General features: G+C 36.9%; 14 protein-coding genes. All 14 read right to left on the reverse strand.

Annotation, left to right across the window (positions count from 1 at the left end):
* Window positions 1–423: 423 nt before the first annotated feature.
* Entirely contained in the window at window positions 424–1,566 is a 1,143-nt protein-coding gene (dnaJ, locus tag JF76_RS05760; RefSeq protein WP_045928198.1) for a molecular chaperone DnaJ, read from the reverse strand.
* A gap of 78 nt (window positions 1,567–1,644) precedes the next feature.
* A complete protein-coding gene (gene dnaK / locus JF76_RS05765; RefSeq protein WP_045928199.1) occupies window positions 1,645–3,507 on the reverse strand; it encodes a molecular chaperone DnaK in 1,863 nt (620 codons plus the stop codon).
* 18 nt (window positions 3,508–3,525) lie between these two features.
* Window positions 3,526–4,113, reverse strand: coding sequence for a nucleotide exchange factor GrpE (grpE, locus tag JF76_RS05770; RefSeq protein WP_045928200.1), 588 nt, complete (start codon window positions 4,111–4,113; stop codon window positions 3,526–3,528).
* 12 nt (window positions 4,114–4,125) lie between these two features.
* Window positions 4,126–5,175 (reverse strand): heat-inducible transcriptional repressor HrcA, encoded by a 1,050-nt coding sequence (hrcA, locus tag JF76_RS05775; RefSeq protein WP_045928201.1) that lies wholly within the window; start codon window positions 5,173–5,175, stop codon window positions 4,126–4,128.
* Between the two features lie 132 nt (window positions 5,176–5,307).
* Complete coding sequence (gene ribF / locus JF76_RS05780) at window positions 5,308–6,240, reverse strand: riboflavin biosynthesis protein RibF (RefSeq protein ID WP_045928202.1); 933 nt, start codon at window positions 6,238–6,240, stop codon at window positions 5,308–5,310.
* Window positions 6,241–6,258: 18 nt separating this feature from the next.
* Entirely contained in the window at window positions 6,259–7,152 is an 894-nt protein-coding gene (gene truB, locus JF76_RS05785; RefSeq protein ID WP_045928203.1) for a tRNA pseudouridine(55) synthase TruB, read from the reverse strand.
* Between the two features lie 44 nt (window positions 7,153–7,196).
* Window positions 7,197–7,559, reverse strand: coding sequence for a ribosome-binding factor A (locus JF76_RS05790; RefSeq protein ID WP_045928204.1), 363 nt, complete (start codon window positions 7,557–7,559; stop codon window positions 7,197–7,199).
* A 17-nt stretch (window positions 7,560–7,576) separates the two neighbouring features.
* Window positions 7,577–10,219, reverse strand: a complete 2,643-nt coding sequence (gene infB, locus JF76_RS05795; RefSeq protein ID WP_045928205.1) for a translation initiation factor IF-2 — start codon at window positions 10,217–10,219, stop codon at window positions 7,577–7,579.
* 4 nt (window positions 10,220–10,223) lie between these two features.
* Window positions 10,224–10,535 carry a L7Ae/L30e/S12e/Gadd45 family ribosomal protein gene (locus JF76_RS05800; RefSeq protein ID WP_045928206.1) on the reverse strand — a complete coding sequence of 104 codons (312 nt, stop codon included), beginning with the start codon at window positions 10,533–10,535 and terminating at the stop codon, window positions 10,224–10,226.
* Between the two features lie 2 nt (window positions 10,536–10,537).
* A complete protein-coding gene (rnpM, locus tag JF76_RS05805; protein ID WP_109586395.1) occupies window positions 10,538–10,834 on the reverse strand; it encodes an RNase P modulator RnpM in 297 nt (98 codons plus the stop codon).
* Between the two features lie 17 nt (window positions 10,835–10,851).
* Window positions 10,852–12,105, reverse strand: a complete 1,254-nt coding sequence (gene nusA / locus JF76_RS05810) for a transcription termination factor NusA (protein ID WP_045928207.1) — start codon at window positions 12,103–12,105, stop codon at window positions 10,852–10,854.
* An 18-nt stretch (window positions 12,106–12,123) separates the two neighbouring features.
* The gene (rimP, locus tag JF76_RS05815; RefSeq protein WP_045928208.1) at window positions 12,124–12,597 is read right to left on the reverse strand and encodes a ribosome maturation factor RimP; all 474 of its coding nucleotides are present in this window, start codon (window positions 12,595–12,597) and stop codon (window positions 12,124–12,126) included.
* Between the two features lie 105 nt (window positions 12,598–12,702).
* The gene (locus tag JF76_RS05820; RefSeq protein WP_045928209.1) at window positions 12,703–17,010 is read right to left on the reverse strand and encodes a PolC-type DNA polymerase III; all 4,308 of its coding nucleotides are present in this window, start codon (window positions 17,008–17,010) and stop codon (window positions 12,703–12,705) included.
* Between the two features lie 5 nt (window positions 17,011–17,015).
* A complete protein-coding gene (locus tag JF76_RS05825; protein ID WP_045928210.1) occupies window positions 17,016–18,716 on the reverse strand; it encodes a proline--tRNA ligase in 1,701 nt (566 codons plus the stop codon).
* Window positions 18,717–18,734: the final 18 nt, after the last annotated feature.

An 18,734-nucleotide genomic window follows, 5' to 3' on the forward strand; every position in this document is an offset into this window, starting at 1 on the left:
ACTGCTCAGTGTCTTTTCATATACATTTTCTTCTTTGTCTTGGTATTATTTATTCTTTATAACTAGACTTTGGTAATTGATGACACTAAATATTCAATTAGTCCCACAAAAAATCATTTTCCCGAACTTAAAGGTCTAATCCCATCAAATTTGAAGAATTAGTCCTTTAGTTAAACTTTCAATTAATACTAATAATATCTTATAATGCCATTTTTATCTGGCTTGCCATTCTCTTTAAAAAGCCTAATATAATTTTTGAATTCTTTTTTTACCCAACAAGGTGCGTCAGGTTTAATAGTCAAGTCAGATCCATTTTTACACCAGTATTTATAACCTTTTGGGCAACTCAACATCATATTTCTCCCTTTTTCATATTTCTCTATTTTAGAAGACAATCATTTAGGGTGAATAAAACATTAAATTTTACTGCAATTTTTCTTTTAATCTCTCAAAGAATCCTTTTTCCTGTGGTGTTATTGACCCACCACCGGCTTTGACAAAATCAACCAAAGCCTGTTTCTGCTTTTCATTGATTGACTTTGGAATCTGTACTTGAACAGTGGTTATTTGATCACCTTTACCATTGCCACGCAAATATGGAACACCTTCGCCACGCAAAGTAAATTCTTTATTAGGCTGTGTACCAGCAGGAATTTTTAATTTCTTTTCTCCATGTACGGTTTTAACATTAATTTCATCGCCTAAAGTTGCCTGGGCAAACGAGATTGGAACAGTAGTATAAATAGTAGTACCTTTGCGTTCGAAATCTTTTGATGGCTTAATACGATAACTGATATAAAGGTCACCATAAGGACCACCATTTTTACCCGCTTCTCCCTGGCCTTCATAACGTAATTGTTGTCCATTATCTATTCCGGCAGGAATATTAACTTCAATAGTATTTTTGCCATCAATTACGCCTTTGCCGTGACAAGTTTGGCAAGGATGCTCGATAATTACGCCTTTACCGTTACATTTATCACAAACTGTCTGACGACGAATAACTCCCAACATAGATTTTTGGGTGATGGTCATATAACCAGTACCATTACATTTATCACAAGTTATCGGGTGTGTGCCTTTTTCTGCCCCATTCCCTTTGCAAGTTGGGCAAGTTTCGCTCCTAGTGTAAGAAACTTGCGTCTTTTTGCCGGTAATAGCATCCATGAAGTCAATGGACAAAGTATAGTCTAAGTCTTCACCACGAGTTGGTGCTGTCGGGTTAGCGCGGCGCTGATTAGCTCCTGTTGCACCACCGAAGAAATCATTAAAAATATCTCCAAAATCACCAAAGCCACCAAAATCACTATATCCTTGACCTGCACCACCAAAGCCACCTTGACCATTAACCCCGGCCGATCCAAACTGATCATATTGTGCTCGTTTTTGCTGGTCATGTAAAACTTCATAGGCTTCATTAACCTTCTTATACTTTTCTTCAGCACCCGGTTCATGGTTTAAATCAGGGTGGTATTTTTTGGCAAGTTTACGATAAGCAGAGGTAATTTCCTTATCACTGGCATTGCGATCAACACCCAGAACGCTATAGTAATCTTCTTGTGCCATCTATAAGCTCCTTAACTTTACAAAAGAAAAGAACTACTTTTTGGCAGTTCTTTTCTAATTTATTCAATTATAAACCCTTTACTTATCTGGGTCTACCTTATGAAACTCGCCTTCACCTGCGGAACCACTACCTGAATTGCCATCTTGGGAACCAGGATTTTGTGGTCCTGCTTGAGGTCCAGCCTGTCCTTGTGCACCTTGAGCCCCACCATTAGCTTGGTACAATTTGACTGCTAAGTCTTGGGCAACTTTAGACAATTCATCCTTCTTGGACTTCATCTCATCCAAGTTGTTGTCCTTTTGAGCCTTCTTCAAAGCATCAAGTGCATCTTGAACCTTCTTAGTATCATCATCTGATACCTTGCCTTTGACATCCTTCAAAGTCTTTTCAGTTGAGAAGATTAATTGATCGACTTCATTACGAAGATCAACTTCTTCTTTCTTCTTCTTATCCTCTTCAGCATGTTCTTCAGCTTCTTTTTGCATCTTCTTGATTTCTTCGTCAGATAAACCGGATGAACTCTTGATGGTAATCTTTTGTTCTTTACCGGTTCCCATATCTTTAGCAGAAACATTAACGATGCCGTTTTTGTCAATATCGAATGTAACTTGAATTTGAGGAACACCACGTGGAGCGGCAGGAATGTCTGTTAGTTCAAAACGACCTAATGTTTTATCGTCAGCAGCCATTGGGCGCTCCCCTTGCAAAACGTGAACATCAACAGCCGGTTGATTGTCTGCAGCAGTAGAGAAAATTTGACTCTTTGAAGTTGGAATTGTCGTATTCTTTTCAATTAACTTAGTAAATACGCCACCCATGGTCTCAATACCTAAAGAAAGAGGAGTGACATCAAGTAAAACTACGTCCTTAACATCACCAGAAATAACTCCACCTTGAATTGCTGCACCTAAAGCAACAGCTTCATCTGGGTTAATTGAGTGATCAGGCTCTTTACCAGCCCACTTCTTAACTGCATCCTGAACAGCAGGAATACGGGTTGAACCACCATTCAAAATAACTTTATCAATGTCATTAACTGTTAATTCAGCATCTTTCAATGCATTGTCAAATGGAATCTTTGTCTTATCAACTAAATCAGCAGTTAATTCGTCAAATTTCGCTCTAGTTAAATCAGCTTCCAAATGTAATGGTCCAGATTCACCAGCAGAAATAAATGGTAATGAAATATGAGTTGAAGACACACCAGACAAATCTTTCTTAGCTTTTTCAGCGGCATCCTTTAACCTTTGTAAAGCCATTTTATCTTTAGAAAGGTCAACACCATTTTCATCTTTAAAGTTCTTGATCAGCCAATCAATAATTTTATTATCGAAGTCATCGCCACCAAGGTGAGTATCACCGTTAGTTGAAAGTACTTGGAAGACTCCGTCACCTAATTGCAAAACAGAAACATCAAAGGTACCACCACCAAGGTCATAAACCAGAACTTTTTCATCTTCAGAATCTTTATCAAGGCCATATGCAAGTGAAGATGCAGTTGGTTCGTTAATTATTCTCTTAACGTCTAAGCCTGCAATTTTACCGGCATCCTTAGTAGCTTGACGCTGAGCATCGTTAAAGTATGCAGGAACTGTAATGACTGCTTCAGTAACCTTTTCACCAAGATAATCTTCAGAGAATTTCTTGATATATTGTAAAATCATGGCAGAAATTTCTTGAGGAGTGTATGCTTTATCACCAATCTTGACCTTATAATCAGCTTCACCCATATGACGCTTAATTGAAGAAATAGTATTAGGATTAGTAATAGCCTGTCTCTTTGCGACTTCACCGACTTGAATTTCTCCATCCTTGAAAGCAACTACTGAAGGTGTAGTACGGTTTCCTTCTGGATTGGTAATAATTTTTGGCTCTTTTCCTTCAAGAACAGCAACTGCCGAGTTGGTAGTTCCGAGGTCAATTCCGATAACTTTTGACATTGATATGCTTCCTTTCAATTATTGTGCTACAACAACCATCGCTGGTCTTAAAGTACGATCTTTGTACAAGTATCCTTTTTGCAAAACCCGCACAACATGATCTTTTTGATCTTCATTTTCAGCTTCAACTGTTTGGACAGCTTGGTGTAAATTAGGATCAAACTTTACACCTTCAGCAGTGATTTCACTGATTCCATGATCTTTCATGGCTTTAACCAGAGAATCAAGTGTCATTTGCACTCCCTTTTTAAGCTGCTTTGATGCTTCATCATCAACCTTTGTTGCCAAAGCTCTTTCTAAATTATCCATTGCTGGCAAAACATCTTTAGCTAAAGATTGTGATTCATATTTAATAAGTTGCGCTCTTTCATTATTGTAGCGATTTTGCATATTTTGCATTTCAGCTTGACTGCGCAAGTACTTATCTTCTAAATCATCTTTTTCTTTTTGCAACTGGGTCAAATTGTGTTGCAGTTTGCTTTCCAAAGGTTCGGACTTCTTTTTTTCGTTAGCCTTAGCTTGAGAATGCTTTTTAACTTCTTTCGATTCAGTTGATTCTTTTTGCTCTTTTTTTGAATTTTTACTGTTAATTTCTTCTTTACTCACGGCTAACCTCCTTTATTTAAATCTACCATAATAATCAAGCAACTTTTTAGATAGCTCATTTCTGAAATATTCAAGCAATCCTATCACTTGAGAATACGGCATATTATCAGGGCCAAGTAAAGCAATTATGCCCTTTCCGTGAGGACCAACGCTGTACTCTGCCGTAAGCAGACTATAATCCTTTAACAAATCATTTGATAACTCAGACCCTAGACTTACCCGAACTGGATATCTGTCACTTTTTAAGTTTTGCCTGTTATCCAAAATACTAGAAATTAAGTCATTATGCTCAATCATTTCATATAATGACCGCAAATTAGAAACGTCACTCAAAGAAATATTATTGAGCAAATTAATCTGACCATCGACATACATTTGCTCGCTGGCAGCATCACTGATCACATCTTCAACTAAATCTATTAATTCAGACACATGAGCAACTTTAAGCTTTTGTCCTAAAGTCTTCTTAAGAAACTCAGGTGTAACCTGATCTAGCGACTTTCCTACTAATTCATCGTTAATCATACGAACGGCACGTTCAATGTCATCACCATGAATATTGTATGGTAAGTTATAAACCTGGTCATGAACATCGCCATCACTGGTACCAAGAATAGCCATAATCTGTCTGCCAAATAAAGGTACTATACGAAATCCGGTAATAGTTAAATCACTATTCTCAGGCCCCTCCGCAAATGCAGTGTAATTTGTTAGGTCAGATAAGATCTTAACAGCTTCCTGTACGATGTCGTTAACTTGATGAAACGGCTGATCAAGCTGATTAATAATTCTTTTATAAACAGAAGATGAAATCTGTAAAGGCTCAACTAAATTGTCAAGATAGTAACGGTAGCCTTCTGTTGAAGGTACTCGACCACTTGACAAATGAGTTTTTTCAATCAAGCCTTTTTCTTCTAAAACCGCCATTTCGTTACGAATAGTTGCACTTGAAACTTTAATAGGTAACTGATTCATGACTGTTTTAGACCCAACAGGATCATGTGTCTGCGTAAAATCATTGATAATTGTTTTTAAAATTAATTCTTGACGTTCGGTCAACATAAATATCGCCCTCACTTTTAGCACTCAAACTTATTAGGTGCTAACAATTAATATGATACTAGCTTTTAGCAGAATGTCAAGTTGAGTGCTAACTTTTTTACAAAAAAACGCTTATCCCCTTTAAAATTGAAATTAACCAATGCCGGCAAAATAAGCTTTGATTTCTGCCTCATCACCACTCATTTGTTTTTTTAATTCTTTTAAGTTATCAAATTTAATTTCGCCACGAGTATACTTATACCATTTAATTACCATTTCTTCATCATAGGCTTCTTGATTAAATCCAAATAAATTCGATTCAATATAAAGCTTTTTACCCTCATTAATAGTTACGTTATAACCCACGCTTGTCATTGAGTCATACCACTTGCCTTTAATCTTGGTTTTAGTAGCGTATACTCCAATTTTAGGAACCACCTTGTCTTGAGACCAAACTAGATTTGCTGTAGGAAAACCCAGTTTATGGCCATTACGTAAACCGTGCCCGACCTTACCGGACATGACATACGGAAACCCTAATAATTTAGCGGCCAATTCCATATTTCCACTGGTAATGGCCCTTTTTATTTCCGTAGAGCCAATTTTTTGGCCATCATAAGACTGTTTTGGAACATCAATAATAGCAAATCTTCCCTTAGCAAACTTAGGGAAATTTTTCATATTGGCAATCTCTTTGGGACCATAAGTGTAGTCAAAGCCGGCTACAACTGTATCAGCATTTAATTTAACAATAATTTTATCTACAAATTCCTGTGCAGTCAGTTTGCTAAATGCCTCATTAAAATGCATCACAAGCAAAAAATCAACTTTTAGTTCCTGCATCTTATAAGCTTTTTCAGACAATGTATCTATATAGCTGACTTCTTTATTTTGATAAATTTCTTTAGGATGTCGATCAAATGTCATTACTACTAATGGTAAATGCTTTTGAATTGCTTTTTCTTTTGCGATTTTGATTAATTCCTGATGACCACGATGAACACCGTCAAAGAATCCTAAAGCAAGGATTATCTTTTGTGGAATAATATTTTCCTTAAACGGGTAAGTTAAATGGATAATTTCCATAATAAGACCTTCATTCACTTATTCATTTTGTAAAAGCATTAAATAAGGGCGATACATGGTACCATCTTTTTGATAAATTGCCTTAACTCTATTATTGTATCCTAATGCCACTTTTTTTGCATTCGTTTTCAGAGAAATCGTTGCTCCATTTTTAACTTTGGCCCACAGATCTGTATCAATATCCTCATGAGCATAATTAGTAAAAAAAGAGTCAATTGGTTGAAGCAATTCATTTACCATATCTGGATTTTCTGAAATTTCATTCAATTTAACAGCTTGATCTATATCAAAGCCTGAACTAGAAGTGCGCCGCAAATTTTTCATTACTGCCGGCACACCAAGGTTTGTTCCCAAATCATTTATTAAAGAGCGAACATAGGTTCCTTTGCTGCATTCAATTTTAAAATCAAAAGCTTCTTGACCATTTTCTTTATCAAAAACAGGTTCACTTGTAAGATCGTAAGAAAAAACTTCAACCCGTCTTTTTGGCCTTTCAACTTTAATACCTGCTCGCGCATATTCATATAAATGCTTGCCATTTACTCGGACGGCCGAATAAATAGGTGGTACCTGTTCTATACTGCCCACAAACTCTTGCATAGCTTTTTGAATTTGATGGTGTTTAATTTTACTAGTTATTTTTTTAAATTCTGTTTTTTTGCCACTAATATCGTAACTATCAGTGGCAAAGCCAAAAATTCCCTGACCTACATATTTTTTGTTTTCCTCGTGCATCAATTCAATCAATTTTGTGGCCTGACCAATTGCAATTGGTAGCACTCCCGTAACGTCAGGATCTAGGGTACCAGCATGGCCTATTTTTTTAATATGCAGCGCTTTGCGTAAATGATAGACAACGTCTGCGCTTGTCATGCCCTTATCCTTATCTATCACTAAAATACCATTTAACATTTTTTATTACCTAATCATGAAAAAAGCGCCTCACAGCGCTTTTCTTAATTATTGCGATTTGCATCCTGCTTTTTTACTTCAGCGATTAACTGATCAATTTTACTACCATATTTAACTGAATTATCTCGTTTAAAAATCAACTCTGGTACTTTATATACAGTTAGGACTTGCCCCAACAAATGCCTCATCAATCCCTTAGCTTTATTTAAACCAGCAGCAGCTTCTTCTTCTTTTTTAGAATCTTCAGAAAGAATGCTGTAATAAACAGTAGCATATGATAAGTCATTTGTACATTCAACCGCTGTAATTGTTACATCATTAACTCGTGGATCACGAATATTTTTTCGTAAAATTTTCGTTAATTCACGGAGGATTTCTCCTTCAACACGACCTATTCTGTGTTTCATGCTTTCTCCCAGTTGATTTATTCAGGCTTAACTTCCTGTTTTTCTACGGCTTCCATTTCGTCACCAATCTTGATGTCATTATAGCCCTCAATGGTTAAACCGCAATCGAATCCTTGCTTAACAATCTTGGCATCATCTTTAAACCGTTTGAGTGACGCAACTTTTCCGGTATAGATCACAACCCCATCACGAATCAAATTGATTGCAGAATCTTTTGATACGTATCCGGAATCAACAAATGCACCAGCAATCGTCCCAACTTTAGAAACTTTCCAAGTTTCACGTACAGTCAGATTACCAACAACTTTATCTTCATAAGTTGGTTCAAGCATACCCTTCATAGCAGCTTTAACATCATCAATTGCCTTGTAAATAATACTATATAGTCGAATATCTACTCCATCTGCTTCAGCTTGAGATTTAGCAGTAGCGGTTGGACGGACATTAAAGCCAATAATAAAGGCATTCGAAGCTCCGGCTAATGTAACATCCGATTCATTTACTGCTCCTACACCCGCATGAATGATATTAACACGAACGCCCTCGACTTCTATCTTTTCAAGCGATTGTTGTAAAGCTTCTACTGAACCTTGTACATCTGCTTTTAAGACAACGTCTACTTCTTTCATGTTTTCTTTTTTCATCGTGTCAAACAAGTTATCAAGAGTAACATGTTGGACATTTTCACGAGATTGTTGTAAAGCCTGTTGTGCTCTTTGTTCACCAACGCTTCTTGCAGTCTTTTCATCATCAAAGACAACTATCTTATCGGCTGACTCGGGCACATCATTCAATCCAGTAATTTCAACTGGCATTGATGGTGTAGCTTTTTCTACCTGGCGTCCACGATCATTAGTCATCACTCTGACACGACCAAAGCGATTACCGACAACAATAGGATCACCTACTTTTAGGGTTCCTTGTTGAACCAAAAGGTCAGCAACTGGGCCACGGCCACGGGAAAGGCGAGCTTCAATAACAGTCCCAATTGCCTTTTGCGTAGGATCCGCCTGTAGTTCCATGACATCTGCTTGTAAGAGAATCATTTGTAAAAGTTCATCAACATTTTCACCAGTTTTGGCAGAAATGTTTACAAAAATAGTGTCACCACCATAATTTTCCGGAATCAAATTGTATTTCATTAACTGTTCAGTAACATGCTCAGGGTTTGCACCAGGAACATCCATTTTGTTAATTGCGACAATGATTGGTACCTTAGCACTTTTAGCATGGTCAATGGCTTCAACAGTTTGTGGCATAACTCCATCGTCTGCAGCTACAACCAGTACAACAATATCGGTGATTTCAGCACCACGTTCACGCATGTTAGAAAATGCCGCATGTCCAGGCGTATCTAAAAATGTGATTGGCTTATTATCTACTCTTACCTGATAGGCACCAATTTTCTGTGTAATACCACCAGCTTCATGAGCAGAAACATGAGTATGACGCAATCGGTCAAGCAAAGTTGTTTTACCATGGTCAACGTGACCCATGATTGTAACAACTGGTGGTCGCTTAATTTGATGCTTAGATTTCATAGAAGCTGCCATTCTCTTGTCGTAAAGAGTATCAATGTCAGATATATCTTCATGAACTTTTTCTTTGGCATTGATATTATATTCAGCAGCAACTAATTCTATTGCATCTTTATCAAGTGACTGATTTTGATTAGTCATCACACCTAACATAAATAGTTTCTTAACTATTTCAGCAGGTTCACGGTGCAGCAACTTGCCCAAATCTTGAGCATTCATACCAACTTCGTACACCAGTGTTTCCGGTAACGGACGTTCTTTTCTCTGGGTTGGCTGTTTCTTTGGTACCTGTTCGAACTGCTTTTTCTTATTCTTGCGTTTACGCTTTTCTTGATGCTTTGAGTAATTATTGGTACCAAAAGTTTGATTTTTACCTTTTCTGCCAGGTTTACCAGAATTGCGACCGTGACCATTACCACGACGCTTTTCTTCTTTTGCAGGTTCAGGTGCAGCATTTGTATCTAAAGCTTTAGGTTTATTAACTGGACTTGCCTTTTGTGTATTCTTCATTCTGGCTGGCGAAGGCTTAATTATTTTAGGTCCAGTTACCTTAGGAGCTGTAGTCTCGACTTTAACAACTTTATTTTCTGATTTTGAAACATTCTTGTTATCTTCTCCAGAAGATTTTTTGACAGTGGTTTTGTCTTCATCATAAGACTTCTGGACAATCTCACTTTGACGATTTAATTTCTTTTCATCAACACGCTGTTTTTGTTTCAATTGCTTTAATAAGTCTTGTGCTACCGGCTTTGAAGTCCTTTGACTTGGGCTAGTATGTTGCTTATAGCGATCTTGAGCCTGCCTTGATCTATTATTGTTAGATCGGTGAAAGTTGTTGCCTCTCTTGTTGTTCTTGTTACCATTTTTTTCCTCATGCTTTTTTTCGCTTTTACGAATTGAGGTAACGGAAATTTTGATTTTACTGCTCCTTTTTGCGGGTTTCTCTTGCTTTTGCGCGGGAGCGGAGCTACGGAAACTATCTTTTAATTGATTTACTTGTGAATCCTCAAGTGATGACATATGATTTTTAACATCAAGTCCCAAGTCCTTCGCCTTGTTGACCACAGTTTTATTATCGATGCCTAATTCTTTTGCCAATTCATAAATTCTTGTTTTAGCCATCAAATCACACTCCTTCGTCTATTTTTTGTAACAATGCTTTGCAGAAACCAGTGTCAGTAATTCCTAAAACTTTTCGCTTTTTTCCGATCGCTTGAGAAATTTCATTACTAGTAAATTTGTTAATAACAAGTATATTATTTTGTTCCCCAACTTTATAGATCTTTGCAGTAGTATCTGCATGACTATCTTGGGCTAAAATAATTAGTTTTACCTTTTTGGCTTTTGCGTCAATGGAAACAAGTTCAGTGCCTGAAACTAATTTTCCGGCTTTTTGACTTAATCCCAACAAATTTAGTGCTTTTTGTCTATTTTGCAAATTTATTTATCACCAAACAATTCTTTCCTTGCCTTTTGATGGTCAACATATGAGTAAAGCTCTTGGTAAAACTCTTTAGGCACTGTAGTTCCTAAACTACGCTCAATTAAGCCTTTCTCTTGAGCACTTTTGATCTGACTTGGATCAAGAGAAACATATGCTCCCCTACCAGGTTTTTTACCAGTAGGATCAACTGAAATATTCTTTTCTTTGTCGACTACAATGCGTACCAACTCTTTTTTGGGCTGCATAGTATTAGTTAACAAATCTTTTCGCATTGGAATCTTTCTTTTTTTCAAAAGTTTCACCTCTTGCTTTAATTTTCAGTAGAATCTACCGTTTTACTGTCAGTAACGTTTTCTTGATGCTCATCTTCTGAGTCAGTATCTTCAGAAGTTGGCTCTTTGTCTGATTCTTCACTTTCAGCAAAATCGCTGTTTGTTTGTGAAGAATTTGAGCCATCTTCAGCTAAATTATTAGTTTCAGCTTCTTCGTTTTCTTTTTCAGCTTGATCACTGCTTTCATCAACAAATTCTACTTCAGATTCTGGTCTGATATCTATCTTATAACCTGTTAATCTAGCAGCTAAACGTACATTCTGTCCTTTTTTACCAATGGCAAGTGACAATTGATAATCCGGAACAATTACCAAAGCACTTTTTTCCTCGTCCTCATCTCCAAATTGAACAGCAATCACTTCAGCAGGATTCAAGGCATTAGCAATGTAATCTGACGGATCTTCCTCGTATTTAACTACATCTATATTTTCACCGTCAAGTTCATTGACCACATTCTGAACTCTAGCACCTCGCTGTCCAACACATGTTCCTACCGGATCAATATTAGGATCATTGGACTTCACTGCAATTTTGGTTCTGTCTCCTGCTTCACGAGCAATTGAGACCACTTCAACAGTCCCATCATAAATTTCAGGTACTTCCTGTTCAAATAATCTCTTTACCATATCAGGTGCGGTACGTGAAACCGTAATTTGAGCACCTTTTGAATCTGAACCAACATGAGTAACTAGAACCCTGATCTGATCTTGGGGATTATAGCTTTCACCAGGCATTTGATCGTTACGTGGCATTACTGCTTCAACATTACCAATTTTAACATAAACGAAACGATTATCACGTCTTTCAACAGTGCCCGTTATTAATTCATCTTCATACTGTGAGTATTCATCAATAATATGATTTCTCTCTGCCTCCCGTAAATGTTGCATAATAACTTGTTTAGCAGTTTGTGCAGCAATCCGACCAAAATTTTTAGGTGCAACTTCGAAACGAATTTTGTCACCAAGTTCATAAGCCCCATTAATTGTCAGAGCATCCTTTAAACTGATTTCCAAACGTTCATCATGAACTTCTTCAACGACAGTCTTTTCAGTCATTAGCTTAAAGTCACCCTTACGTTCATCAAATTCAACTATTACATTCGTTGCCTGATTATAATTTTTCTTATATGCTGCAACCAGCGCTGCTTTTATTGCTTCAACAATTACGTCTTGCTTTATACCCTTTGTTTTCTCGAGTGTAGCGAACGCTTCAAGCATTTCCTTAGACATAAATTTTAATCAACCTTTCTAAAACTCAATTGCGAAACGAATGCCTGCAATTGCTTTACGGGGAAGTGATAAAACCTTCTTTTTAGTTTTTATCTTTACTTCAAGTTCGATTTCGCTGTCATTATAAGATTTTAAAGTTCCCTCATATTCTTTTTCACCTTCAACTTTCTGGTATAGTTTTATATGCACATACTCATTTAAAGCTTTTTCCCAATCAGCTTTATTTTTTATTGGTCTTTCAATACCAGGAGAAGAAACTTCCAAAATATAGGGATCAGGAAATGGATCAGGTTGTATTTGATCAAGCTTTTCAGATAATAATTCACTTAACCCTGCAATTTCATCCATATCAATACCATTTTCTCGATCAACGTAAATTCTTAAATAGTTTTGACCCTTTTCTTTAACGTATTCTATATCAATAAACTCATCTTTGCGTTCTGCAATAATTGGTTTAATTTCTTTGAGAACAGAATCTTTAACTTTCGCCAAGTACTTTCCTCCGTAATAAAAAGAGTGAGCACAAGCGCTCACTCCGAATTATTTATTCGAACTTCTTTAAAAAGTATATCACATTTATATTAATACTGCAAAAGTTTAAAAGAGTGAAAGTTGATTCTGCTCCGGCATTCCATTTAGAACTTCATTATTCTCTAAATAATCCATAATTGACTGGGATACTTTTCCACGGTTTGCCAAATCTTCTTTTGACAAAAATTTCTGCTCAGTTCTTGCAGCAACAATTTGTTTGGCTGCATTATTTCCCAGACCAGGAACTGCATTAAACGGTGCTAAAATTGTATGCTGATCAATAATTTTAAAATTAGTGGCCTCAGACTGATTAATATCAACCATTTTTATTTTAATACCACGCTCCAAACACTCATTGGCAATTTCTAAGACTGTAAGAAGACTCTTATCCTTGGCAGACGCATCATTTCCTTGATTTTGAATATCAGCCATCGCCTTTTTTACCGTGTTTTTACCATGACTCATAGCTACTAAATCAAATAAATCAGCACGTACTGAGAAATAGGCAGTGTAGTAAATTTCAGGATAGTAAACTTTAAACCAGGCAATTCTTAAAGCCATTAATATATAAGCCGTCGCATGAGCTTTCGGAAACATATACTTGATTTTGAGACAAGACGGAATATACCAGTCAGGAATTTTATCATTTTTCTGTAGAACTGCCATATCATCATCACTTATTCCCCGACCATGACGAACTGATTCCATAGTTGAAAACGCTACTTCGGGTTTAACTCCCCAGTGAATCAAGTCCATCATGATGTTGTCTCTACAACCAATAACATCTTTCAGTTTGCAAGTGCCGTTATTAACAAGCTCTTCAGCGTTTCCTAACCAGACATCAGTACCGTGGGATAAGCCAGAAATTTGCAGTAACTCGGAAAATGTAGTCGGCTTTGTTTCTTCTAACATCCCTCGTACAAATTTTGTACCAAATTCGGGTACGCCTAAAGTACCAGTTTCTGATTGAATTTGCTCGGGTGTTACACCTAAAATTTTAGGACTTGAAAAAAGCGACATTACTCCTGGATCATCGGGTGGAATTGTTAAAGGATCAACACCAGAAAGGTCTTGCAACATTCTAATCATAGTTGGATCATCGTGACCTAGAATATCAAATTTCAAGATATTATCATGAATGGAATGAAAATCAAAATGAGTTGTCAACCACGCAGCATTGACATCATCTGCAGGATATTGTACGGGTGTGAAGTCATAGATATCCATATCATCGGGAACGACAACAATACCTGCAGGATGCTGACCGGTAGTCCTTTTAACTCCACTGACACCAGCTGCTAAACGATCAAGTTCAGCACTACGCAGATTCAATTCTTTTTCTTCATCATAGTGTTTAGCATAACCGTAAGCTGTCTTATCAGCAACAGTGGCAATTGTACCTGCTCGATAAGAATTATCGGGACCAAACATTACTCGAATAAAGTTATGAGCTACCGGCTGATAGTCACCCGAGAAATTCAAATCGATATCAGGAACTTTGTCACCGTGAAATCCCAAAAACGTTGCAAAAGGAATATCTTGCCCATCCTTAACTAGTTCAGCTCCACACTTAGGACATTTTTTATCTGGCAAGTCATATCCAGACCCATATTCACCGTTTTCGAAAAATTTTGAATACTTACATTTTGGACAACGATAATGAGGTGCCAATGGATTGACTTCGGTTATACCGGACATTGTAGCGACCAGACTTGAACCAACAGAACCACGTGAACCAACTAAATAGCCGTCCTTATTAGACTTAGCCACTAATCTTTGCGAAATCAAATAAATAACCGCATAACCGTTGGAAATGATTGAATTGAGTTCCATATCAAGTCTATCTTGAACAATCTTTGGCAACGGATCCCCATATAACTCATGTGCTTTGTCAAAAGTCAAACGCTTCATTTCTTCATCAGCATTATCAATGTGAGGTGGATAAAGTCCATCTTTAATAGGCGAAATTTCTTCAATTGATTCAGCAATTTTATTAGGATTTGTAATTACTATTTCTTTAGCAATATCTGCACCTAAAAAACTAAAGGCATCTAGCATTTCCTGAGTAGTGTAAAAGTGCATGTCGGGTTGTTTTTTGTTTCTGTCAGGATTACTGCGTTGAGCCGAAATCAAAATCGTACGATATATAGCATCATGTTCTTCCAGATAATGTGCATCTCCTGTGGCAACTACTGGTTTATTTAATTCTTTACCCAATTTGTAAATATTTGTCAGAATTTCTTCAAGTTCTTTTTCATCAGCAATCAAATGATCTTCAATCATAATTGAATAATTTGCTGGTGGCTGAATTTCGAGATAATCATAAAAGCGTGCCTTCTTACGAGCTTCGTCATAACCTTTTTGCATCATTGCGACAAAAACATCGCCTTCAGAGCATCCAGAACCATATAGCAAGCCTTCATGATTCTTAACCAAATCTGATTTGGGCGTACGGGGAATACGATAAAAATCCTCGGTACTTGCAATAGAAACTAGTCTGTACATATTTTTAAGACCAGCCTGATTTTTAGCTAGGATAGTCATATGTTGTGGTCGTGCTCTCTTAAACACTTGACCCTGAGCAGCATAATCGTTCATTTTACCTAAATTATCTTCGTGATACTTTTTAGTAAAGGCATCCAAGAGCTTAAACATTAAATAGCCTGTTGCCTCAGCATCTTGGTTAGCCCTATGGTGATGCTCGAGGACAACATTATATTTTTTGGCCAGAGAATCTAAGGTATGTCTGGTTTGTTCTGGATGAAGCAACCGTGATACTTCTAGCGTATCAACTACCGGCTGGGTAATTTCATCTAATTTTGCTCTTCTCAATGCTGCGTTGACAAAACCAACATCAAACTGAACATTATGACCACAAAGGGGACGGTCACCATAAAAATCCTGAAATTGCTTGATAACCACAGCCTCATCATCAGCTGCTCCTACCATTTCATCAGTAATTGAAGTCAAATTAATTGTCTGTTCACTTAACGGATGATGGGGATTAATAAATTTATCAAACCTCTCCAAAACTTCCCCATTTTTCATCTTCACAGCACCGATTTCAATAATGGTATCGTAAACGGATGATAACCCTGTCGTTTCAACGTCAAAAATAACAAATTCACGATCCTTATATGTCATTGAAGCTGGATTAAGAACCAGTAAAGCATGATCATCAATCATATTTGCTTCTAAACCGTAAATTATTTTGACGCCATTCTTTTTACCTGCGTTATACGCTTCAGGGAAGGCTTGAACATCAGCATGGTCTGTAATAGCTATTGCTTTTTGACCAAATTTCTTAGCAGCCATGACAAAGTCAGTTGCGGTATTTGTAGCATCAAGCTGACTCATATTTGTATGTAAATGTAGCTCGACCCTTTTTTCATCACCCTGATATTTTTCAGTTCTGCCAACATGCTCTACAATTTCAAAACAAGAAATATTAAAAACAGTGTCATGACTCCACTGGTCTTCAGCTACTGATCCTTGCATTTTAGCCCAAGTTCCCGGGTTGATTTTTGTCATATTTTCAATTTGCTCTTTATCGGAAACAAACTTTTTAAATGAAATTGAATCAGTATAGTCAGTTATTTCACCTGTAAATATAATTGAACCATTTTTTAATTCTCTACTCGAAATATTAAAAATATTGCCTTCTATTACAATATTTCTACTTCCATCAATTACTTCCTTAATTTGAGTTACAGGTAAATTATCATCCAATTTGCGATTGCCATAACGAGTCTTTTTTGTGGGATAGGTTGCTGGTTTTGGCTTTTCTTGTGGTGGAGCTGCATCATATTCTTCCTGCATATTTTGCTCATGTTGTTCCTGCAGCTCTTGAAGACTGGCTAAATTATTTTTGGAATTTTCATCATCAATTTCAGTTACAAACTTCAAGTTAAAGAAACCAAAATTCCTCATTTCTTCCGCAAGTTCATCAAGCATTTTTTGCTCGAGCAGTCCATCAACCACTAAATTATCAACCGGAATAATCCAGCGGCCATTTTCTTTTTTAGGCTTATGACTAGAAATAAATTCTCGTGCCACTGGTTGCAAAGCCTGAGAATTTTGCACCGCGAACTGCCAATAGTCAGTTAAATAATCATCTGCTCCATCCTTAGAGCGAACATACAAATGAATATTGACGAAAGAGGAAAAACTAGCAGTTATAGCCTTATTTAAAGCATTAAAAGTTTCAAATTTTAGGGGTGTAGTAAAAAGAACATGGATATCCCACCTGTGTTCTTTAGCGTAAACATCCACGTTCTCAATTTCGCCCTTTTGCAACAAATCATTATCTGCAAATTCTTGCGGAAACTTGATTTGCTCCAATAACCTTAAAAATAGTTTATTTTTATCAGTCACGAAAATTATCCTAACTCTTTATTAATAAAATCGTCTAACTCGGACACTGTCATTTCAGTTGCTTTTTCATCAGTAGGCCGTTTAACTTCGACTACTCCTTCACTGGCTTTTTTACCAACTGTCACTCGCACTGGAGCTCCCAGCAGGTCAGCATCAGCAAACTTAACTCCTGCCCGTTCATTACGATCATCATACAACACATCATACTTAGCACTGTACTTTTCTTCAAGTTTTTGAGCTAAACTCGTTTGACCTTGATCTTTCATTTTCATTTGCACAATGTGCAGGCTAAATGGTGCAATTTCTTTAGGCCACGCCACGCCATTTTTAGTCAAATGCTGTTCAATCACAGCAGATAAAACTCTTGTAACCCCAATACCATATGAACCCATTATAACAGGTTGAGCTTTACCATTTTTATCGAGGAAATTTGCACCCATAGTTTTTGTATAATAAGTTCCCAGTTTAAAAATGTGTCCTACCTCAATAGAAGTTGTGAATTTTAATGGTAAATGATCAATTGGATCTGGCTCACCTTCATTAGCAACACGAATGTCACCGAATATGTCTGGAGTAAAATCACGATTTAAATTCACATTTTTAATTTGGTAACCAGATTTATTTGCACCTACAACAACATTATAAAGATTTTTAACAGTATTATCTGCTACTACTTTATCAGCCCAATTTGCTTTAATCGGACCAACGCTACCTTTGCCAACGTCGCTTATGTTTGCCAATTCTTCATCAGTAGCGATTCTTAGTGAGTCAACATCAAGTAAATGTTTTAATTTTACTTCATTGACTTCTTTATCACCACGGATTAAGACTAGGATATTTTCTTTTTCATTAGCAACGTAAAGCACACTCTTAATAATTCTAGTTGCCGGAATATTTAAAAATTTAACTAAGTCTGAGATACTCTCTTGACCGGGTGTAGCTACTTCTTCAACTTGTTTTAACGGTTCCTCTTCCTGCTTGAACGTATCAATACTGCAAGCCATTTCTAGATTAGCTGAATATGTTCCTGTTTCATTCGTAGCAATGGTATCTTCACCAATGGCAGCTGGAGCTTGAAATTCAGTTGAATTTTTGCCACCCATAGTTCCTGAATCAGCAATAACCGGAGTAACTTTTAAGCCACAACGGTGATATGCAGCTGTAAAAGCCTTTTTCTCATTCTCAAATTGTTGATCAAGCTGTTCTTTAGTAGCCGCAAAGCTGTAAGCATCAAGCATGATAAATTCACGTGATCTCAATAAACCGAAACGAGGCCTGTTTTCATCTCTAAACTTTGATTGAATTTGGAAAAGAGCTATCGGCATTTGTTTATAACTTTTTAAATCTTTTGCGACAATATCAGTAAATGTTTCCTCGTGAGTTGGTCCTAGCAGACTTTGACGACCATGTCTGTCTTTAAGTTTAAACATTTCCGGACCATATTTTTGCCATCTGCCTGATTCTTCCCATAAAGTGGCAGGTAAAAGATCCGGCATTGCCATTTCTGGCACGTTGATTTTTGCCATTTCTTCACGCATTATCTGTTCAGCTTTACTTAGAACACGGTACCCTAAAGGCAAATATGCATAAACGCCTGCCGTAACCTGACGAACATATCCGCCTCGCAGCATCAGTTTATGACTTTCAGCTACAGCATCAGCTGGTGCTTCCTTTAAAGTCGGCATAAATAATTTAGATTGTCGCATTTAAACTCTCTCCCAAAT

The organism is Lactobacillus kullabergensis, assembly GCF_000967195.1.
Taxonomy (GTDB): Bacteria; Bacillota; Bacilli; order Lactobacillales; family Lactobacillaceae; genus Lactobacillus; species Lactobacillus kullabergensis.